We start from the raw sequence: 19,184 nt of genomic DNA, 5'->3' as shown, positions 1-19,184 counted from the left end.
TTTTACCTGCCAAGCCTTGTGGCCGTATTCTGCTCTAACATAGGCACTTCCTGTCCCCTCAGCCGGATCACCGGGCCGCCGGTACCCTCTATGTAAGCTCTTGTAATGATGACTTCACCGATACTGTCATCCTTTGGAATCTCATACATAATATCCAGCATGAATTCCTCAATGATCGCCCGCAGAGCTCTGGCTCCTGTATCCTTTTCCATTGCTTTCTCTGCAATAGCATACAGAGCGTCATCCTCGAACTCCAGACGCACTTCGTCAAGTGCCAGAAGCTTCTGATACTGCTTGAGAATCGCGTTTCTGGGCTCCTTTAAAATCTTGACAAACATCTCCCGATCCAGACTCTGGAGTGTACAGATTACCGGAAGCCGTCCTAAAAACTCAGGAATCATCCCAAAGTTTCTCAGATCCTCTACCGTCACTTTGGATAGAAGATTCTTGTCGTGGTCATATTTGTCCTTCAGATCCGCAATAAATCCAATGGAGGACTGCTTATTCAGGCGCTCTTTAATGATCTGCTCCAGTCCCGGGAACGCTCCGCCACAGATGAAAAGAATATTCCTCGTGTTGACCGTGGTGAGCGGAACCATGGCATTCTTACTGTTGGCTCCCACCGGCACCTCCACATCGCTGCCTTCCAGAAGCTTCAACATTCCCTGCTGTACAGACTCCCCGCTGACATCTCTTTGATTGGTGTTTTTCTTCTTGGCGATCTTGTCGATCTCATCCACAAAGATAATCCCCCGCTCTGCCTTCTCGACGTCGTTGTCCGCCGCGGCGAGAAGCTTGGATACGAGACTCTCGATATCATCCCCGATATACCCGGCCTCTGTAAGAGACGTAGCGTCTGTAATGGCAAGCGGCACATCGAGAAGTCTCGCCAAGGTCTTGACCAGATAAGTTTTACCGGAGCCTGTCGGGCCAAGCATAAGGATATTGGACTTTTCGATCTCTATATCGTCCATTGTATCCGTCACCACCCGCTTGTAATGGTTATAAACCGCAACGGAGATGATCTTCTTCGCCTGCTCCTGCCCGATCACATAATCGTCAAGCTTTGCCTTGATCTTGTGAGGAGCCGGAATATTACGAAGATCCAGCTCCGGCGCCTCATCCTTTTCTTTCTTTTCTTTTTTCTTCTTAACCTTCTGCTGCTTTGGCATCATATTCTCCAGATCCTGCATATTTAAAATCTGGACTCCCGGCATCCGCATCAGTTGGTTCAAATCGATCTGCCCGTTATTCATCAGATCAAAACTTTTCTGCATACAGTCTGGGCAGACATATAGATTATTCGGAAGCTCTATCATCTTACCTGTCACGCTCTCCGGGCGGTGGCAGATGGAGCACAGTTTCTCATATTCTCTGTCGTCCTTAGACGTATCTTCTACAACGCCTTTGACAGCTTCTTCGAGTTTCTGGTCTTCTGTTTTTTCTTCGTCGATCGTTGTATTCTTTTCCTCTGACATTTGCTAAAACCCCTTCTATACTGATTTTACAGCACGTTATAGAAGTTATTATAGACCAGATATCACGCCCGGACAAGTAAAGATTTTCTAAACTGAGAAGTTACTCTTCTATCCACTCTTTTAACTCATCTTCCATCAGGACGCCGGAATGACGTTTTAAAGCTTCTCCGTTTTCAAACAGAACCACTGTCGGGATGCTTAAGATCCGGTACTGCTTTGCAAGCTCTCTATTCTCATCCACATTGATCTTTCCAATTTTCACTGCATCCGTCTTCTCCGCATAGGAATGAAGAATCGGGATGAATGTCTGACATGGTCCGCACCACTCTGCCCAGAAATCGATGAGTACCGGTTTGTCAGACTGTAATACCTCCGTCTCAAAATTCTCCTGTGTGATTTTTAATACTTCTGCCATTTATGTTTCCTCCTTTTTGGTTACGGTTCAGCCATGTACAAAGTCATAAAACCTAAACTCAAACTTGCTGCAATCGAGCCGTCATAGCTGAACTGTTCCTTTTTTCTTTTATTATACCTGATTTTCCACTGTTTTCCGTAACAAAGTCACCAACAGATGCGCTTAGCGTAGACTGTCCCCGGCCAGTTCGTAGAGCCGCTCTTCGTCGAGGACGCGAATCTTACCTCGGGATAGAAGCACAAGCCCCTCCTGCTGAAAATATCGCAGCATGCGGGTGACGACCTCCCTTGCAGATCCAAGCTCCCTCGCCGCCCGGTCGTGAGTAAGCGAAAATTCCATTTTGCCTGAATTTTTTGCCTCTTCAATCAGAAAAGCCGCCAAACGCTTATCCACACTTTTTCCGAGAATCTGCTCCATCGTCCACATCACATCAGAAAACCGCTCTGCCATTAGTTCGTTAGTATATTTCATCACCGAAAGTGAAGTATCCATCAGCTCCTGATAGGCGTACGGCGGGATCACCCAGTAGATGGTCTCCTCCCTTGCCTCCATCCAGATTTCAAAGTCGATGGTACGGAAAATACAGCTTGCGGCCAGAAGGCACAGATCCCGCTCAAACATCCTGTACACTGTGATCTCTTTGCCCTCCCCGGATGTCACAAAAGCCCTTAGCTGTCCACATTTAACGATAACAAATCCCAGGCAGTCAGCGTTTCCCCGGTGGATAATCTCGCCTTTCTTCGCGGTTTTGAGTACCGCTTCCCTCAGGATTTTCTCCTGTTGCGGCTGGCTAAGCTGTTTCCAGAAAGGCAGATATGCTTCTATCTCATTTTCTGCACGATTTCCCATTTTTATCCCTCATTTTCCATCATCTTTAGAAAATCTTCCTCCGAAAGAATCGGAATCTCAAGCTCCTTTGCCTTTCGGTTCTTGGAAGACATAGACTCCGTGTCATTATTAATCAGGTAGCTTGTCTTGGATGTGACAGAGCCTGTCACCTTGCCCCCCCTTTTCTCAATCTCTTCCTTTATCTCATTACGGTTCTTAAAATGATGAACTGATCCCGTGATGACAAACTGTATCCCGGTGAAAATCTGTGCTTCCCTCGTCTCCTCTTTTGTAAGTTTCACTTCTTTTAGAAGCTTCTCATAGCCGGCACGTCTGTCCTGATCCTGAAAATAGTCTGTGAATGACCCGGCAATCACATCACCGATACCGCCGATCTCACTGAGCTCCTCTCTGGTTGCGTCTGCCGTTCTCTGCGGATCCTCGTCAAACTGCTTACAGATCAGTTTCGCCGTAGCTGCTCCCACATTTTCAATGCCCAGGGCATAGATCAGCCTTGCAAGGGTTGTCTCCCTGGATGTCTCAATACTGTCTAACAAGTTTTGACAAGATTTTTCTCCAAATCCCTCCATCTTCCTGATCTCCTCCCTGTGCTGATCCAGATGATAGATATCCGCAAATTCATGGATAAAACCTTTTGCGATAAACTTCTCCATCGTTGCCTCGGAAAGGCCGTCAATATTCATGGCGTCCCGGCTCACAAAGAGGGTGAACGCCTTGATCTGTTTGGCCTGACACAGCGGATTCGTGCAGTAGAGTGCCCTGGCATTTAAAATCTGCCGGACCTTGGTCCTGCCACCGCAGACCGGGCAGGATTCCGGTACGTCCTTCACCCCGCTTCTTGTCAGATTTTCCGCAATCTGCGGAATAATCATATTGGCCTTGTACACCTGGATCGTGTCTCCCACACCAAGCTCCAGTTCCTCCATAATACTGATATTGTGGACACTGGCTCTCGATACGGTTGTCCCCTCCAGCTCCACGGGATCAAAAATCGCCACCGGATTGATAAGCCCTGTCCGAGACGGACTCCACTCAATCTCCTTCAGCGTCGTCTCCCGAATCTCGTCCGCCCATTTAAAAGCGAAAGAATCCCGCGGAAATTTGGCCGTACTTCCAAGTGACTCTCCGTAGGCAATGTCATCATAAACAAGCACAAGCCCGTCGGATGGCACCTCGTTTTTCTGGACCTGACCCGCAAACCACGCCACCTCCTCTTCCACGCTTTTTGCGGTCACGAGATGGTATTCCACAGTCTCAAATCCCTGTTCTTTCAACCACTCCATCTGCCGTGCTCTGGAATTTTCAAAATCCACACCTTCGGCCCGAACAAGGGAGAATGCATAGAAATGGACATTTCTCCTGGCCGTAATTTCATTATTGAGCTGACGCACCGACCCACTGCAAAGATTCCTCGGATTCTTGTATTTGGCGTCCACATCCTCGATCTCTTCATTGATCTTCTCAAAATCATCGTACCGGATCACCGCCTCACCCCGCAGGATGAGTTCCCCCTGGTACGAAATTTTCAACGGAATATTTCTGAACACTTTCGCATTGTTGGTGACAACCTCACCGATTTCCCCGTTTCCACGAGTAACTGCCTTATATAAAGCTCCATCCCGGTAAGTCAGAACGATCGTAAGGCCATCCATTTTCCAGGAAATCAATGCTTTCTGATCCCCCAGAAATTCTTTAAGACGTTCCACTTCCTTCGTCTTATCCAGAGACAGCATCGGCCGCTCGTGCCGCTCTTTCGGGAGCTCACTCACCACCTCGTAACCCACATGAACCGTCGGACTCGCCGCCAAGGTCGTATGAAGCTTGTCCTCCAGTGCTACAAGCTCATCGTACAGTCTGTCATACTCGTAATTACTCATTATTTCCCGCGCCTCCTGGTAGTAAGCGCGCCCTGCTTCATTGAGCAGTTTCACGAGTTCCTCCATTCTCCGCTTCTTTTCTTCCAGACTTGCATCTATCTTTGTCATGTTCTTGGTCTCCTGTTCCCTTTTCTTTCTCTGCGACCGGTTGAACGCCTGACTTTCACCGGCTGATTGGTGGAATATTCCAGCATACTGCTAAGCTCCTCCAGCTCCTGCTCTGTAAGTTTCCGGTACTGTCCGGGCTTAAGATCTCCCAGTCGGACCCCCATAATCCGCACCCGCTTTAATGTGATTACCTGATATCCCAGCGCCTCACACATCCGGCGGATCTGCCGGTTGAGCCCCTGAGTCAGGATGATCCGAAATGTGCGCTTCCCTTCCTTTTTAATCTGGCATGGTCTTGTCACGGTGTCCAGAATCGGGACACCTCCTGCCATTTTCTCTAAAAATGTGTCCGTCATCGGTTTATTTACCGTGACAAGGTATTCTTTCTCATGGTAATTTCCGGCACGCATCATCTTATTGATAATATCGCCATTATTGGTCATCAAAAGCAGTCCCTCTGAGTCCTTATCAAGCCTCCCGGCGTAGGTAATCCTCGTGGGATAATTGAGATAGCGGATGATATTGTCCGGTTCACGCTTTTCTTCGGTGCAGACAATCCCTCTTGGTTTATTGACCGCCAACACAATCATTTCCTCCTCCGGTGTGATCACTTTCCCATCCACCATCACTTCCTGTCCGGCTGAAATTTTCATCCCCATGACGGCCACTTCCCCATCCACCATCACTCGTCCTGCTTCAATCAGGCGGTCCGCCTCCCTCCTGGAACAGACGCCCGATTCGCTTAAATATTTATTCAGACGAAAGGACTCCCTCATGGAACGCTCCTGAAACTGTCTTTCTATCTGGCTGTTCATACGATTGATGACTCCCTTTTTTCTAAAACTACGTTATCTCTATCTTACTTAGAACAGCCCCAAAAGTCAACGGACGCCCCAAACAAGACTATATCTTTTTTTCCCCACTTCTGATATACTGATACAAAGAACAACAAAATTTCTTAACATTATGAAACGATGACGCCTGGAGGCTATCTATGATCAGCTACATTATGAATACAAAAAACTGCATGTCCGTCCTTCTTCTGTCCGACCGCTTCGACAGTTTCTCCTTCATCGGAGGGGAAATCACTACCTACTGCACCTTTCAGATCGACGGGACATATCACCCGGAATTCTTCGCGGACAAAGAAGACGCCGGAAGCGAGCCGTACGTACGCTGGAGCTATGTACGGGAATACTGTCTTTCCCTCATCAAAGGGAAACAGACGCCCCTGCGTTTCCACTTTATCCTGTCCCTTTCACCGGATCAGATCGAAGCACTCCTGCAAAGAGCAGATCTCCCTTACCGGTCCGGCGATATCAAAGGTCTTTACCTCAACTTCCGCTTTGATGGCACCCGTCTGCTCTGCACCACCGGAACCTCTTTTCACACATTTGTACAGGATAAGAGTCTGGAGCATCTGTGGGATGGCACAGTGATGAAACTGTTTGCGTCCAAAGGACTGGAATTTGAAGAAAATAGTTAAATAGATAGCTTTACATAGAGGCAGGTGCGATTTCATACAAAATCACACCTGCCTCGATCTGTTAGAGGTAAAAAATCGGTATTACCGACATCCCCCTTTTCATTAAAAAACATTTTATTTTGTCAGCATCAACATGATATCGTTACTTCTCTTGATGAAGTCTGTCATCTGTTCCGGGCTGAGCGGTTTGTTGGAGAGCATTGCAAGATCGTAAAGCTGCTGGCAGATGATATTGATGTTCTCGCTGTCTTTATTGTTTTCGATATACTGTACCAGTGGGTGGTTGATGTTCAGTACCAGTGTCGTATCGCTTCCAAACATGGAGGCGTCCATGCCGCCCATTCCGTACATCTTCATCATTTCCTGCATTCTTCTGGACTCTTCAGAAAGGGTCATCATGGATGCGATGTTTTCGTCTTTGATCTTTTCCACTTTGACCTGAAGGTTTTCGTTGTTCATCGCTTTCTTGACGATAGAAGCGATCTCCTCAGCCCGTTTTCCAAATGCTTCCTTTTCTTCCTCACCGACTTCCTCTTTTACTTGATCTGTCACATCTGCGTCAATTCTCTGGAAGTGGATATGCTGGTTTCTCTGCTCCAACTGTGTGATAAACGGTGCGTCAATGTTGTGCGAAAGTATGACAGCATCCATACCCTGGCTCTTAAAGAGATTGATATACTGGCTCTGCTGCTGTTCATCTGTCACGTAGTAGATCGTCTTCTTCTCCGTCTCTTTTGCTTCTTCCTTGTTTCCACCGTCCTCTGTCTTTGCTTCTTCCGGTACTTCTCCGATCAGCTCTTTCATGGACAGATATTTGTGATCCAGATTCTTAAAGAGAATGGAGTCCATCATCTTATCACAGAATTTCTGATCCTTAAGGCATCCGAATTTTACAAAAGGACTGATATCGTCCCAGTATTTCTCGTAGTTTTCCAAGTCAGTATTGCACATTCCGGTGAGTTTATCCGCCACTTTCTTGGAAATATACTCTGCCACCTTATTGACGAATCCATCATTTTGCAGTGCGCTTCGTGATACGTTCAACGGAAGATCCGGACAGTCGATGACACCTTTTAAGAGCATCAGATATTCCGGAATGATCTCCTTGATATTGTCGGCGATAAACACCTGATTGTTATACAGTTTGATTGTTCCTTCGATAGAATCGTACTCCGTGTTGATCTTCGGGAAATAAAGAATTCCTTTTAGATTGAACGGATAATCCATATTCAGATGAATCCAGAACAATGGCTCCTTATAGTCCAGGAATACTTTTCTATAAAATTCAATATAATCTTCTTTGCTACATTCGTTCGGGTGCTTTGCCCAGAGCGGATGAATGTCGTTGATCGGAACCGGGCGCTTCTCGATTTTGACTTTCTCTTTCGCCGGAGAGACTTCTACCATCTCTTTTTCACCCTGCTCGTTTTCTTTTTCTTCCATCTTGGCATCTTCGTGAATGTGCTCTACGACAACGTCCGTATCTTTCAGTTCACTCTCGTCAATAGTCTCATATTCGATTGGGGCATTGGCCTTTTCCAGATAAATCTCCACCGGCATGAAAGAACAGTATTTCTCCAGAACTTCTCTTGCCCGGTATTCGTTCGCAAACTGTAGGCTGTCCTCATTTAAGAAGAGGGTGATCTCTGTTCCGACGCCCTCTTTGCTACCTGCCTGCATCTCGTACTCCGTGCCGCCTTCGCTGACCCAGTGTACCGGCTCGGCTCCCTCTTTATAGGAAAGGGTATCAATGTGTACTTCATCCGCCACCATGAACGCAGAATAAAATCCAAGTCCGAAGTGGCCGATCATGTCGTCCTCTGTCGTCTTGTCTTTGTACTTTTCCAGAAACTGAGTCGCTCCGGAAAAAGCGATCTGAGTAATGTACTCCTCTACTTCTTCTGCCGTCATACCAATTCCGTTGTCAATAAACTTCAACGTCTTTTCTTCCGGGTTTACTACTACATGAATTTGCGGCTTGTAGTCCTCAGAAAGGTTGTACTCGCCCATCATATCCAGCTTTTTCAGCTTTGTGATGGCGTCACATCCGTTTGAAATCATCTCACGAAAGAAAATGTCGTGGTCAGAATAAACCCACTTCTTTATAATAGGAAAAATATTTTCACTGCTGATGGAAAGACTTCCTTTTTTCACTGACATGATATATCACTCCTTCATCATCTATCCTGCCGGAGTCAGCCTTTTACAATCTTATTATAATCTGAACTGTCTCTCCGGCATGTCTTTTTCACATCTAACTGTTATCTTAATACCCGCCTGCGAAAAAGTCAATAGAAAATTAGCACTCTTTTAAAAAGAGTGCTAATAATACCTCTTCGGGATACGGCTCTCGCACGGCACTTTTGTCTGACATTTTCCGCACCCATACCGTGGAGCGTACGTCTTCTTCGTTGATTCCAGAAATGTATCACATGGGCTATGCCTCTTTCCCCCTTCCATAGAAATCGCTCCTGCGGGGCAGCGCCGAATACACGCCCCGCACCGTGTACAGTACTCATATAGATCCGTATATTTCCGCTTTCTCGCCTCAAATGTTTCCGTTACAATCAGGCTCCCCAATCTCCCGGCCATCCCTTTCTCTGTAATGATCCCCTTGGAAAGACCAAAAGTTCCAAGTCCACAGACAAAGGCGACATGACGCTCGGACCAGTTACTCGTATAAGACGCGTCCTGCCAGTTTCCTACTCTTTTGGGATCTGGCTTTGTCACGCTGCAAAACCGCCCATCCGCAGCAGGAATCACACTCTCAATTCCTTCTATCCCAAGTATTTTCTGGATCTCCTTACAAAATGCCATTACAAACCGCTGGCCCTCTATCCGGGCGTGCAGCCACAAAGCGGACGGCTCCGGTCCCGGAGTACGATTACTGCTCCTGACTTCTTCTGTAAAAGGGAGAAAAAAGCTCATCACACTGTTCGCTTTTGGAAGCCATTCTTCCGGCAATAAAAACTGCGGTCCAACCGCTTCCTTCTTTTTCAGTTCTTGAAACATCGGATCTTTGGCGTCCCCATATCCCCAGACCGGGGGATCAAAGATCCGCGCCCCGGCAAGTTCTGGTGCAATCGCCTCTTCCAGAGATACGACATTTCTTCTGCTTTCTGCCACAAACTGCGCCGCCTGCTTTTCCATATCTTCTTTTTTCATATCCTCTGTCCCCTCTCTTCCTTTCTGGCTCTGCTTTCAAAATAAAGGAAACGCTCAATCGAGTCCAGGATATCCCGAAACTCCTCCCTCGGTGCCAGCTCAATATAACGTTCCAGAAGGTCTGTCTCCTGCTTTTTGTATCTTCCATAAAAAATATCATACAGATTGTGTCCCCGGATATGAATCCGAATCTCCTCCATGTGGGCTTTCACATCCTCCACTGTCTCCAAATCCTTCCCCAGAACCTCTCGCAGCTTCTTTCCACTACGGATTTTATGCAGATACTCCTTCCATTTTTCCAAAAACATCTCATAAAATGCTTCCTCGGACGGCACGACCCCAAGAAGTGCCATAATTTTAGGATTCAAAAAATAATTTTCAAAAGAATAATACTTGAGGATGAGAACGTTCTTCTCCGTCACCCGTGGAAGCCGGTCCACATCTTCCAGATTCCGCTCTTCGTAATACTGGCATAGCTGCCGTTTCAATTCATTCGCGTCTTTCCCATCCCCATCCCGGATCATAAGAAAATTGTCCTGAAGATAAATCTGATTCATGTATTTCAGGTTGGCGTACGTCTTAATATTCGTACAACTATTGGTGGTAATGATCGCAATCCTGGAAAGTGTCCCGTCCTCCTCGTACGTCTCGTCATAGTATTTCTTAATCAGAAGCGGCAACCTGCTCTTATCCTGTTTGCCCTCCACGATAAAAACAAAATTTACATTCATCAGATCATTGGCAGAATACCCCAGATCATCCAGCACCCCACTGATATCCGTCCGCTCCTTCACTTCCGATGTACCATCCTTTCCGACAAGCACCTGTCGGATCTCTCTGCTGTTGAAATTTGCCAGCAGATTAGGGGCATGCGTCGAAAAGATCACCTGGCTTGTTCTGGAAAGTCGGTAAAGAATATCTCCTGTCACTCTCTGAAGTTTCGGATGCAGGTAAATCTCCGGATCCTCCACAAGGATCACATCCGTCCCCTCCTCCTTTGTCTCCTCACATGTTTCCAAAAGAGACAACATATAAATGCTTCTCATTCCTTTCCCCATCGTATCCATACTCCGGGCCATCTTCTCATCTTCCCGGCAGATCTCCGTGGTAACGGAAAGCATCTTCTCCAGATCCCGGTTCATGGAATAACGGATCGTCTCTTTTCCCCCGTTCTTACGGAAATTGGCGTTGACCCGTCTGGAAAACTCATCCAGATTAAGCTGGTAGAGCTTATGCTCCAAAAGCTTTGCAGCCTCGAAAGCATTGAGGCTTGCTGTTTCCTTCTTATGAATTAACCCGATACAGGAGAAACAATGATTGCAGACTTTCCCCATGTCAAACATGCAGTTGCCGGCCCTCATCCGTTTGACAAGGTCATCCTCCTGCATCAGCAAAAGATCTTCCTCAAAATTTTCCAGATCACGCTGTGCGTCAATGTAATACAGCTTCGGGAGCAGCATCAGAATATAACGATTATGCTTGGAAATCCCGTCTCCGTACCGGATCTTCCCTTCCCGGTTTGCCGTAAACTCAAATGTTACTTCTCCGTCCTTAAAAGAGGGAATCTTCCTGCCAAAATCCCGGCGCCACGATTCGTATCGCCGATAAGAACTGACAATACCGTGATGGTACATCCGCTGTAAATCCTCTTCTCCCACCGTCAGTGTCAGCATGATCTCAATATTGGGATAATCCTCCCGGAAATCCTCTTTTCGCACCTGATAACTCCCGGCTACGGCACGCAAGGCATCCAGTACCGCCGTTTTTCCAGTGCTGTTCTGGCCAACTAAAATCAGCGCCTGTTCAATATCGGGAATGTGAATTTCCCGGATCGATTTGAAATTCCGTATCCGGATATCCTTGATCCTCATGGAATCACCTTCTTTCTTCCTACTCCTATTGTAGCAGGAAGCCTCCATCCCTGCCAGCCATAATCCTCCTCCAAAGGCAAAGAAGAAAGGACAGCGGGAGAAAACTCTCTTCCCACGCTGTCCGTCTGCCTTCGTTTCATCTTTGTTTTCTTTTATTTGGATATCGTCTCCCCTGCTTCCACCGCATTGATTTTCTCCCGGATGGACGCAACCGATGTGTCATCCGGCACAATCACAGAAAGCGGACCTCCGGAATAGGAATAGCAGTACTGCGTGGAAGAAGTTCCTTCCGCCGCAACGGATATGACGTTCCATCCTTTCATTCCCGCAAGCTGTACTCTGACAAGCTCCTGGAGCTGACTTGTAGACATATTCGTCTCTGTGTTACCACTGACCTGGTCAATAAGACGCGGTCCCTTAATCAGAATCGATGGAGACATAGCCTTTTTCAACATCGCTTCAATGACTGCCTGCTGGTTCTTTCCCCTCTGATTATCCCCCTCTGCCAAAGCATGACGCTCCCTGCAGAAAGCCAGGGCTTCTTTTCCATTAAAATGATTGAGCCCTTCCTTTACTTCCACAACCATGCCGGAATCATTGCCCGTCGTAAAGGCCAGCTCAGAATCTACGTCAATCCCGCCAAGGATATCTACCATCTCGATCAGAGATGTAAAGTTCACACGTACATAGAAAGGAATATCCACCTGGTAAAGCTCCTCCAGGGTTGCCATAGAAGTGGCGATCCCATAAGTACCAGCATGGGTCAGCTTATCCGGCGCTCCGTTTGACACACCCGGAATCGGCACATAGTAATCTCTCGGCGTTGTCACAAGCAGGATCTGCTTTGTCTTTGGATTCACTGTGGCAATAATATTCACGTCGCTTCGGCTCTGCTGAGTGATATCTCCATACACATCAATCCCACTGATATAAACACTGAACGGTTCTTCCGATACATTCACCGCAGCGGCAGCTTCCTTTCGGTCAGGAGCTTCGTTTCCGTCGGTGATATCATTCAAAGCTGTACGCACTTCAAACATATAGTAAGACGCAAGCAACAGCAGAGCACTGATCAGCAGCCCCAGAATGCCTCCCAGGAACCTCTTTTTCCGGAATCCGTTCTGCATCCGAAAAATCAGAAGCGCCAGCACAAGCAGCACGACTGCCGCTCCCCCCAGAAATGTCCACGGGATCATTCCGAAATAGACTGCTGTTCCCAGAAAGACTGCCGTCGCAATCATCTGAATCAGAAAAATCAGTCTGCCATGTAATCTTTTGGTATGTCTCCCCCCTGCCGGACCTGGCTCGCGCCCTCTGTATCCGGAGGAAGAACTGCGCCTTTTACGGGTACCAAATCCGAGATCTTCTGGCATCCGGGTCCGCCTTGGCCGCTCCTCATATTCATAATCATCATCGTCGTAATCATTATAGTCATCATATCCATACGAATCGTAATCGTCATAATCATCGTATGTATCATAGCCGCGACTGCGGTCATAGCTGTCATAATCGATATAACGACTGCTTCTGCGATTACGAATATCATTCTCATCGATCTCATTGCCATCGTAATCGGTATACCGACTCCTGGAACGTCTGCCTGACGTTCTCGTCGTATTGCGGGAGCTGCTGGAATTTCTTTTCTTAGTAGAACTGCCCTGCTTCTTTCTCTTCTTCAGGGCCTGCTCGTAAGCCAGTCTCTCCTGACGACTCATTTTAGACATATTACATCTTCCCTTTTCTCTTATTTATTCCCTCGTTAGATTATAGCCCGTCCCACAAAAGGAAGTCAAGGACAAGGGTACACTTTACAAAATCAGGTAGAAAGCCGGAACCCTGATAAATCCCGTATTTACGCAGGTTTCCGGCTCTGAATGAAATTCCGTTTCACAAAATATTAAGAAAGTTGTCAGATTTTTGTACTTTTATCTGGCGCTGTCCTCCCATTTCCGATAGATTGCTTCCAGGGCGTCCGTCACCCCCTCCACTCCGAGAAGACTTGCATTGAACAACATACCGTGTGCCTCAATACTTCCCCATTCTCTTCCGGTATGGGCCTCGTAGTATGTTTTTCTGTCCCGGTCCATCTTCTTGATCTTATCCCATGCCTGCCTGGAATCTAATCCGTAAATCTTCATAATACGGCGGATTCTGTCCTCCTTATATGCATAGATAAAGCTGTGAATACAATTACTGTAATCTCCCAGAATATAATCTGCACATCTTCCCACGAAAATGCATGGTCCCCGGTCAGCAAGACGGTTGATGATACTGCTCTGCACTTCATAGACCTTATCACTTAACGGCACCGACTCATTACTGTCGTTGATAAATACCGTATAATCCCGCATATTAACCACATAGGCAGACAAAAACTTTCCGAGGATCGTCTCATCCACCTTCTCCGCCGCCTCCTGACTGATTGACAACTCATGCGCCGCCATAGAGATCAGATTATTGTCATACAGCGGAATATTCAGTCTCTCTGAAAGCCGGTTGCCAATCTCATGTCCTCCGCTGCCAAATTGCCTGCCGATTGTAATAATAGTATGATTCGTCATATTCCCACACTCCTTTTCCCACTCTATAGTGAAACCATGACTGCTACTCTCTCTTCTTTTTGTGGATCTGAAGCTGCAGATTGACCGACATCGGATTGATCACCACGCCCTTTGTCTCCGGCGCCAGCAGATCCGGAATCTTCTCTGCCGGAATCACTGCCGTTCGAAAGCGGTTCTCCCTGTTAAACTTTTGGAACTCCAGTACGTCGGTAAATACCGGCTGGTAGGAGTCTTCCTTCTTATCTTTTAAAAGCGGCACTCCCTTGTCCGCCTCAAACGCCACAATATAACGGCCTCTGGAGAAATGTGCCATCACTTCTTCCTGTAACTGTTTGACCTCCGATTCTCCCTCACCCTGGTGCAGTCTCTGGGTCTTCTGCATCAGGTATAATGCCGTCAGGACAAGCTCCGGATTCTCTACACGGATCTTGCCCTCCGGAAGTTCTTCTGTATCCGCCCTATGTACAATCTCCGAAAGCTGGAGACTAATCTCACTTTCCAATCCCTGGCCGATAACGACACAGTTGACTCCCATTGCGTATAGATTTGAGAAAAACCGCAGGAGCTGCTTATTCTCCACTTTTACAAGGCTTACAGGTTCCTTTTTTGCAGCAAGCGCCTTAGCGGCATTCTGCGCGTCTTCCAGTTTCATGTATACGAGAACCTCATCATCAAATGTATCCGGATCACAGATTACATATGGCATCCTTGTGCAGGCAGATGCAATCGTATAAACCTCCGGGGCCCTCTGAATATTGCGGATCGCCTCCTGTTTTTGAGGCGTCAGTGTTCCATTTTTCTTCTCATCACTCATGGTCGATCTTGTCCTTTCTGTATCATTCCTGTACAGATATAGTATAAACGATTTCCCGAAAACCTACAATTTCTTTCTGCCCTTTCTTCGGTTCCTATTTCTTGATATGAATGTGGCTCAAGAAGATGAACAGTGCCATCCCCAGTGCCAGGATGTATCCAAAAGCCCCAAGCGCCGGGATCCCCCAGATTTTGGGCTTCATATCCGTGGTACAAATGATACTGGAACTGATCAAAAGCGCCATGGCCAGAAATCCCATGACCAGTCTCTTTACAATCCTGGAAAGCATCTCGTTTAAGTCGTCCGCGGCGTGCAGATCCAGGTTAATCCGGTTCTGGCCTTTCAGAAATCCGTGCAGGATATCTGCCGTCAGTGCCGGAATATCGAGTGCTTTGTGAAGAGAACGGTACATGCTTCTGGCATTTTTCTTCAATGACTTCTTAAAGTCCTTCCCCAGATAAAAATTTCCTGCCATACGGGCAGCAGCAATGTCCACCATATTGATCTCCGGCGCAAGATCCGCAAGGACACCTTCCATATGGGTCAGCCCCCTTGCCAGCATCGTCAGACCGTGAGGCATCCGGATCTTGTTCTTCTTCATCACTTCCATCAAATCCTGAATCACATCCGCCAAATCGATATTTCCCATATCGGTAGTACCGTACTTAGACAACAGGTCTCCAATGTCCCGATACAGCTCACTCTGATCCGGCCGCCCCTGGAACTCTCCCAGCGCCATCACCACTTCCAGAATCAATGCCACATCATTGGCCGCCACACCCTTTACCGCCTCGGCGATCAGATCCTTGTCCCTCTCGGTCAGCCGTCCCATCATCCCCATGTCAATCCAGATAATTTTCCCATCCCGTATCCGCACATTACCCGGATGTGGATCCGCATGGAAAAATCCGTCATCCATGACCTGCTTGATATAATTGTCCACGAGCTTCGTTCCGATCTCCTTCAGATCGTATCCTTCTTCCAGAAGACGCTCTTTTTCATGGATCCCAAATCCATCAATATACTCCATCACCAGGACATGGGTCGTTGTATATTCTTTAAAAAGAGCCGGTGTCCCAACAAAGGCGATGTCATCATTTTTTCTGGAAAACTCCTCCATATTGGCAGCTTCGATTAGGAAATTCATCTCCTCCTGGGTGACAGTCCACAGCTCGTCCAGCACCATATCCAGATCCACAAGTCCTTTCATGCTGATCGGAGGCAGGAGCCGTACTGCTTTGTGAAGAAGACCAATGTCGCGGGACATAATATCGTAAATCCCTTTTCTCTGCACTTTAACGACAACCTTCTCACCTGTCTTTAATACTGCCCTGTGCACCTGGGCGATCGAGGCAGATCCCTGTGGGATCGGTTCAATCTGCTCAAAGACCTCGGTGTACGGACATCCGTAAGCCTCCTCCAGCACTTCCTGTACCTTCTCAAAGGGCATCGGAGCTACTTCCGACCGAAGTCTCATCAGCTCATCACAGTATTTCTTCGGAAGAATGTCGGAATGCATGGAAGCAATCTGACCAAGCTTGATATAGGTCGGTCCCAGCTCCTCCAGAATCAGTCGAAGCTTCTCCGGAGTCACGCCCCGGGAAATCTCGTGTTTGTGAAGCACGGATGTAATCTCTTTTAATCGTTTTCCATACTTTTCCGATGATTGACCATTCATTGAAGCTATTCTGTCTCTCCTTTATCTTCTTCTGTCTGTTTTTCTGGCGTCTCCATCTTCGCAATGGCTTCTTTCAGATCCGCTAACTGCTCCGGTGTCATCTTTCCAATCATCTCCTGCAGCTCTTCTGGGGAATTCGGTTTGAGAGATACATTGACTTTCTCCTTCATTGTCTGTCGGATATTGTGCTTAAGCTCTTCATTAAGTACTTTCCCCTGCTCGACAGTCAGTTCACCTTTTTTCACCATCTCATCCAGAAGTTCCTTGGATTTCTCCGCCGTCACAGCGACGGCACCTACTCCGGCAAGCATCACTTTCTTTAAGTTTTCTCCTAATCCATCCATATGTATTCTCCTCTCTTATATCGTAATCAGATCCATGTAACAACATGTGGAACAAAAATCAGCACCCCCACAATCACCGAGGCAATCGCAGCGATCAGAACCGCTCCGGCCGCCGTATCTTTGGCGATCTTTGCCAAAGGCTTCTTCTCCTCTGTCGCCAGATCTACTACCGCCTCCACGGCTGTATTGACAAGCTCCAACGACAGGACGAGAGCGCACATGATCATGCAAATACACCATTCTACCACAGTCAGCTTCGCTACGATTCCGGCAATCAGAACCAAAACAAGCGCCATACAGTGAACTTTCATATTTCGCTCTTTGCGGATTCCGGTCCAGATACCCGAAAACGCATATCCAAAACTTCTCCACAGCGGATTTTTTCTGTCACCCGGCATATTCATCATCCCCTATCTTTTGTTCCCGTTTTTCTGCTCCACTAATTTATTATTATTTTATCAAAGTTCTCACAAATTATCTAGTCTTTCCCTATTATTTTTTTTATTTTCAGAATTTTTATTTTTTTCAAATCTCTATTGATAAAATGCAAAGAATCGTGCACAATGAAAACATCTGACAAACCAAAAAAAGGAGATTTGAAATGAAATTATATATTGCTTATGGCAGCAACCTGCACAAACAACAAATGGAAAAGCGCTGTCCTGATGCAGTTCCACACGCTGTTGGAACGCTGAATGGATGGGAACTTGTCTACCGCGGAGTCAATCCGAACAGAATCTATGCCACTCTCCAACAAAAGGAAGGAGCCTCTACCCCGGTAGTTCTTTGGGAAATCACACCGAAAGACGAGACAAATCTGGACGAGTACGAAGATTATCCTACGCTCTACTATAAACAGGATATTCCCGTGACACTTACTGATGGAACCACCATACTGGCTATGGTTTATCTTATGACGGATCAGGCCACACCTGGCCGCCCTTCGGACACCTATATTCAGACGATCCGGGAAGGATACGAAGACTTTGATCTGGATCTGTCCGTTTTTGAAGCATCTCTCAAGCACGGATGCTGTTAGAATAGCTATAAAAGGAAAGGAGAGATCACACTGGAACTATTTAACGCCAACCGTTGTGCCATAGAGCTCCAGGCCGGCCGACGGGTAGGTCAGCTTGTGTTTGCTAAAATGGATGCCTGCGCTCTGCATCCGTACAACGGGAAATACCAGGGACAGACTGGCGCCACCGGGTCAAAAGCCTTTCTGGATCCGGACAGACGCAAAGAATAGGAAATCTGTCGTTTATATGGAGAAGAGAATGATATATGAAAATTTTACTTTATTTCTCTTCCCCATTGCAGTATTCCCACAGAGATCAGAAGAATTCCACCGATCATCCATGTCGTCTCAATGGAAAACCAAGCTGCCAGTTTTCCCATAATAAGCATGGAGATATAGTTGAAGATACTCACTATCATCGAATGAAAAGATAGAACCGTTGCACGGTTTCCATGACTGATTTCTGTGTTTAAAACCGTCTCTTTTAACGGATAAATCACACCGAGGAACGCTTCAAAAAGCAGGATTCCGATCAGCAGACTCCAAAACGTATGCAGAAATGCCAGTCCAAGTATACTGATTCCGCAAAATGTACTTGTTATCGCAAGGGCCAAAAAGGATCTGCGCTTTACTCTTTCCAGCACCGCATTTCCGCCCAGCATCGCCACCCGGATCAGAACCCACGCAAATCCGATGATCGTATAATTCACATGTTCAAACCGATGAAGCATTGGCGACCAAAATACAAATACCGGTGAAATAGCGAAAGCCAGAATACTGTTAAATAAAATAATATTCCAGACTTTCTTATCCTTCATACAATACTTCACACTGTCCTTTATAATGAGTCTGATGCCTGCTATGGCCTCTGATACACTCCGCTTTTCTTTCTTGGTACTTATGATCTCCAATTTTGGCATCACTGCTAAACTGATCCCGATATAACATACCGATGAGATCAATGCAAACAGAAAGATCCCCTCCAGGAACCAGTCCGCGATAACACCTCCAAGCAGCCCTGAAAGGATCATCATAATGGAAAGACATTTGTTCTTCTTGAGAAACACCGTCTTACTCTCGCTGACTGATGTATGATCAATCACCCATGCATCCAAAGTTCCGGATTCAAAAGCGCAGGCAAACCCCAAACAGATCTGTGCAGCCAGAAATGCCATCATACCATTTCCAAAGAAAAACAGTACATTCGTAGCTGCCATCAAAACACCGCTCAAAGCTGTCGTTTTCACATAACCGATCTGATCCGCCATCGCCCCCGCCGGAATCTCCATAAAAAAGACTGCGATCAGAGACGTTGCCACCACAAAATTCGTCTCCATCGCATCCAGCCCCTTGCTGTACAAAAACAAAACAAACGTCGCTCCTGTGATCCCGGCATAAAACTCAAACAGACAGTTCAGAAGAAGAAAGGTACTTCTGACTTTTTTGCATCTGATGGCCTCTGCTTCCTTTCCTCTCTCCTCTTCCATACGCCCTCCCACCTCTTTTAGGATAATATGGCA

General features: G+C 46.9%; 18 protein-coding genes and 1 pseudogene. 3 read left to right on the top strand and 16 right to left on the bottom strand.

Annotation, left to right across the window (positions count from 1 at the left end):
• Window positions 1–2: 2 nt before the first annotated feature.
• The 5 genes from clpX to rluF form a co-directional block, all read right to left on the bottom strand.
• Window positions 3–1,478 (bottom strand): ATP-dependent Clp protease ATP-binding subunit ClpX, encoded by a 1,476-nt coding sequence (gene clpX, locus AOA56_RS01265; RefSeq protein ID WP_024733009.1) that lies wholly within the window; start codon window positions 1,476–1,478, stop codon window positions 3–5.
• 100 nt (window positions 1,479–1,578) lie between these two features.
• Window positions 1,579–1,893 (bottom strand): thioredoxin, encoded by a 315-nt coding sequence (gene trxA, locus AOA56_RS01260; RefSeq protein WP_024733010.1) that lies wholly within the window; start codon window positions 1,891–1,893, stop codon window positions 1,579–1,581.
• Between the two features lie 162 nt (window positions 1,894–2,055).
• Complete coding sequence (locus tag AOA56_RS01255; protein ID WP_034594659.1) at window positions 2,056–2,742, bottom strand: Crp/Fnr family transcriptional regulator; 687 nt, start codon at window positions 2,740–2,742, stop codon at window positions 2,056–2,058.
• 2 nt (window positions 2,743–2,744) lie between these two features.
• Window positions 2,745–4,706, bottom strand: a complete 1,962-nt coding sequence (ligA, locus tag AOA56_RS01250) for an NAD-dependent DNA ligase LigA (protein ID WP_053769080.1) — start codon at window positions 4,704–4,706, stop codon at window positions 2,745–2,747.
• Between the two features lie 17 nt (window positions 4,707–4,723).
• Window positions 4,724–5,542 carry a 23S rRNA pseudouridine(2604) synthase RluF gene (rluF, locus tag AOA56_RS01245; protein ID WP_024733012.1) on the bottom strand — a complete coding sequence of 273 codons (819 nt, stop codon included), beginning with the start codon at window positions 5,540–5,542 and terminating at the stop codon, window positions 4,724–4,726.
• Between the two features lie 179 nt (window positions 5,543–5,721).
• On the opposite strand from rluF, the gene AOA56_RS01240 reads away from it, so the two are divergent.
• Window positions 5,722–6,213 (top strand): DUF5721 family protein, encoded by a 492-nt coding sequence (locus AOA56_RS01240; RefSeq protein WP_024733013.1) that lies wholly within the window; start codon window positions 5,722–5,724, stop codon window positions 6,211–6,213.
• Window positions 6,214–6,327: 114 nt separating this feature from the next.
• Here AOA56_RS01240 and htpG read toward each other — a convergent pair whose 3' ends face one another.
• The 10 genes from htpG to AOA56_RS01195 all read right to left on the bottom strand — a co-directional run bounded on the left by htpG (window position 6,328) and on the right by AOA56_RS01195 (window position 17,044).
• Window positions 6,328–8,373 carry a molecular chaperone HtpG gene (htpG, locus tag AOA56_RS01235; RefSeq protein ID WP_024733014.1) on the bottom strand — a complete coding sequence of 682 codons (2,046 nt, stop codon included), beginning with the start codon at window positions 8,371–8,373 and terminating at the stop codon, window positions 6,328–6,330.
• 162 nt (window positions 8,374–8,535) lie between these two features.
• Window positions 8,536–9,378 (bottom strand): 4Fe-4S binding protein, encoded by an 843-nt coding sequence (locus AOA56_RS01230; protein ID WP_024733015.1) that lies wholly within the window; start codon window positions 9,376–9,378, stop codon window positions 8,536–8,538.
• Window positions 9,375–11,249, bottom strand: coding sequence for an ATP-dependent nuclease (locus tag AOA56_RS01225; RefSeq protein WP_024733016.1), 1,875 nt, complete (start codon window positions 11,247–11,249; stop codon window positions 9,375–9,377). Before AOA56_RS01225 ends, AOA56_RS01230 begins: the two co-directional genes overlap by 4 nt.
• Window positions 11,246–11,389: a hypothetical protein gene (locus AOA56_RS15730; RefSeq protein ID WP_155200514.1), complete on the bottom strand. Its 144-nt coding sequence runs from the start codon at window positions 11,387–11,389 to the stop codon at window positions 11,246–11,248. Before AOA56_RS15730 ends, AOA56_RS01225 begins: the two co-directional genes overlap by 4 nt.
• Before the next feature lie 12 nt (window positions 11,390–11,401).
• Window positions 11,402–12,973, bottom strand: a complete 1,572-nt coding sequence (locus tag AOA56_RS01220) for an LCP family protein (RefSeq protein ID WP_024733017.1) — start codon at window positions 12,971–12,973, stop codon at window positions 11,402–11,404.
• A gap of 201 nt (window positions 12,974–13,174) precedes the next feature.
• Window positions 13,175–13,810: a cytidylate kinase-like family protein gene (locus tag AOA56_RS01215; RefSeq protein ID WP_024733018.1), complete on the bottom strand. Its 636-nt coding sequence runs from the start codon at window positions 13,808–13,810 to the stop codon at window positions 13,175–13,177.
• A 43-nt stretch (window positions 13,811–13,853) separates the two neighbouring features.
• Complete coding sequence (locus AOA56_RS01210) at window positions 13,854–14,624, bottom strand: SseB family protein (protein ID WP_024733019.1); 771 nt, start codon at window positions 14,622–14,624, stop codon at window positions 13,854–13,856.
• A 94-nt stretch (window positions 14,625–14,718) separates the two neighbouring features.
• Window positions 14,719–16,302, bottom strand: coding sequence for an ABC1 kinase family protein (locus AOA56_RS01205; protein WP_053768792.1), 1,584 nt, complete (start codon window positions 16,300–16,302; stop codon window positions 14,719–14,721).
• Between the two features lie 5 nt (window positions 16,303–16,307).
• Window positions 16,308–16,646: a phasin family protein gene (locus AOA56_RS01200; RefSeq protein ID WP_024733020.1), complete on the bottom strand. Its 339-nt coding sequence runs from the start codon at window positions 16,644–16,646 to the stop codon at window positions 16,308–16,310.
• Window positions 16,647–16,672: 26 nt separating this feature from the next.
• Window positions 16,673–17,044 carry a diacylglycerol kinase family protein gene (locus AOA56_RS01195; protein WP_024733021.1) on the bottom strand — a complete coding sequence of 124 codons (372 nt, stop codon included), beginning with the start codon at window positions 17,042–17,044 and terminating at the stop codon, window positions 16,673–16,675.
• A gap of 203 nt (window positions 17,045–17,247) precedes the next feature.
• On the opposite strand from AOA56_RS01195, the gene AOA56_RS01190 reads away from it, so the two are divergent.
• Together AOA56_RS01190 and AOA56_RS01185 are read left to right on the top strand one after the other, a co-directional pair.
• The gene (locus tag AOA56_RS01190) at window positions 17,248–17,685 is read left to right on the top strand and encodes a gamma-glutamylcyclotransferase family protein (protein ID WP_024733022.1); all 438 of its coding nucleotides are present in this window, start codon (window positions 17,248–17,250) and stop codon (window positions 17,683–17,685) included.
• A 15-nt stretch (window positions 17,686–17,700) separates the two neighbouring features.
• Window positions 17,701–17,895, top strand: a pseudogene (locus tag AOA56_RS01185) (dCTP deaminase); the annotation flags it as partial.
• Between the two features lie 44 nt (window positions 17,896–17,939).
• On the opposite strand, the gene AOA56_RS01180 reads toward AOA56_RS01185, so the two are convergent.
• Window positions 17,940–19,151, bottom strand: a complete 1,212-nt coding sequence (locus AOA56_RS01180) for an MFS transporter (RefSeq protein ID WP_024733023.1) — start codon at window positions 19,149–19,151, stop codon at window positions 17,940–17,942.
• Between the last annotated feature and the right edge of the window lie 33 nt (window positions 19,152–19,184).

This window comes from Sellimonas intestinalis (assembly GCF_001280875.1).
In the GTDB taxonomy this organism is placed as follows: Bacteria; Bacillota; Clostridia; order Lachnospirales; family Lachnospiraceae; genus Sellimonas; species Sellimonas intestinalis.
The sequence above is the reverse complement of the archived record's forward strand: the minus strand, read 5'-3'. Positions and strand labels throughout refer to the sequence as shown.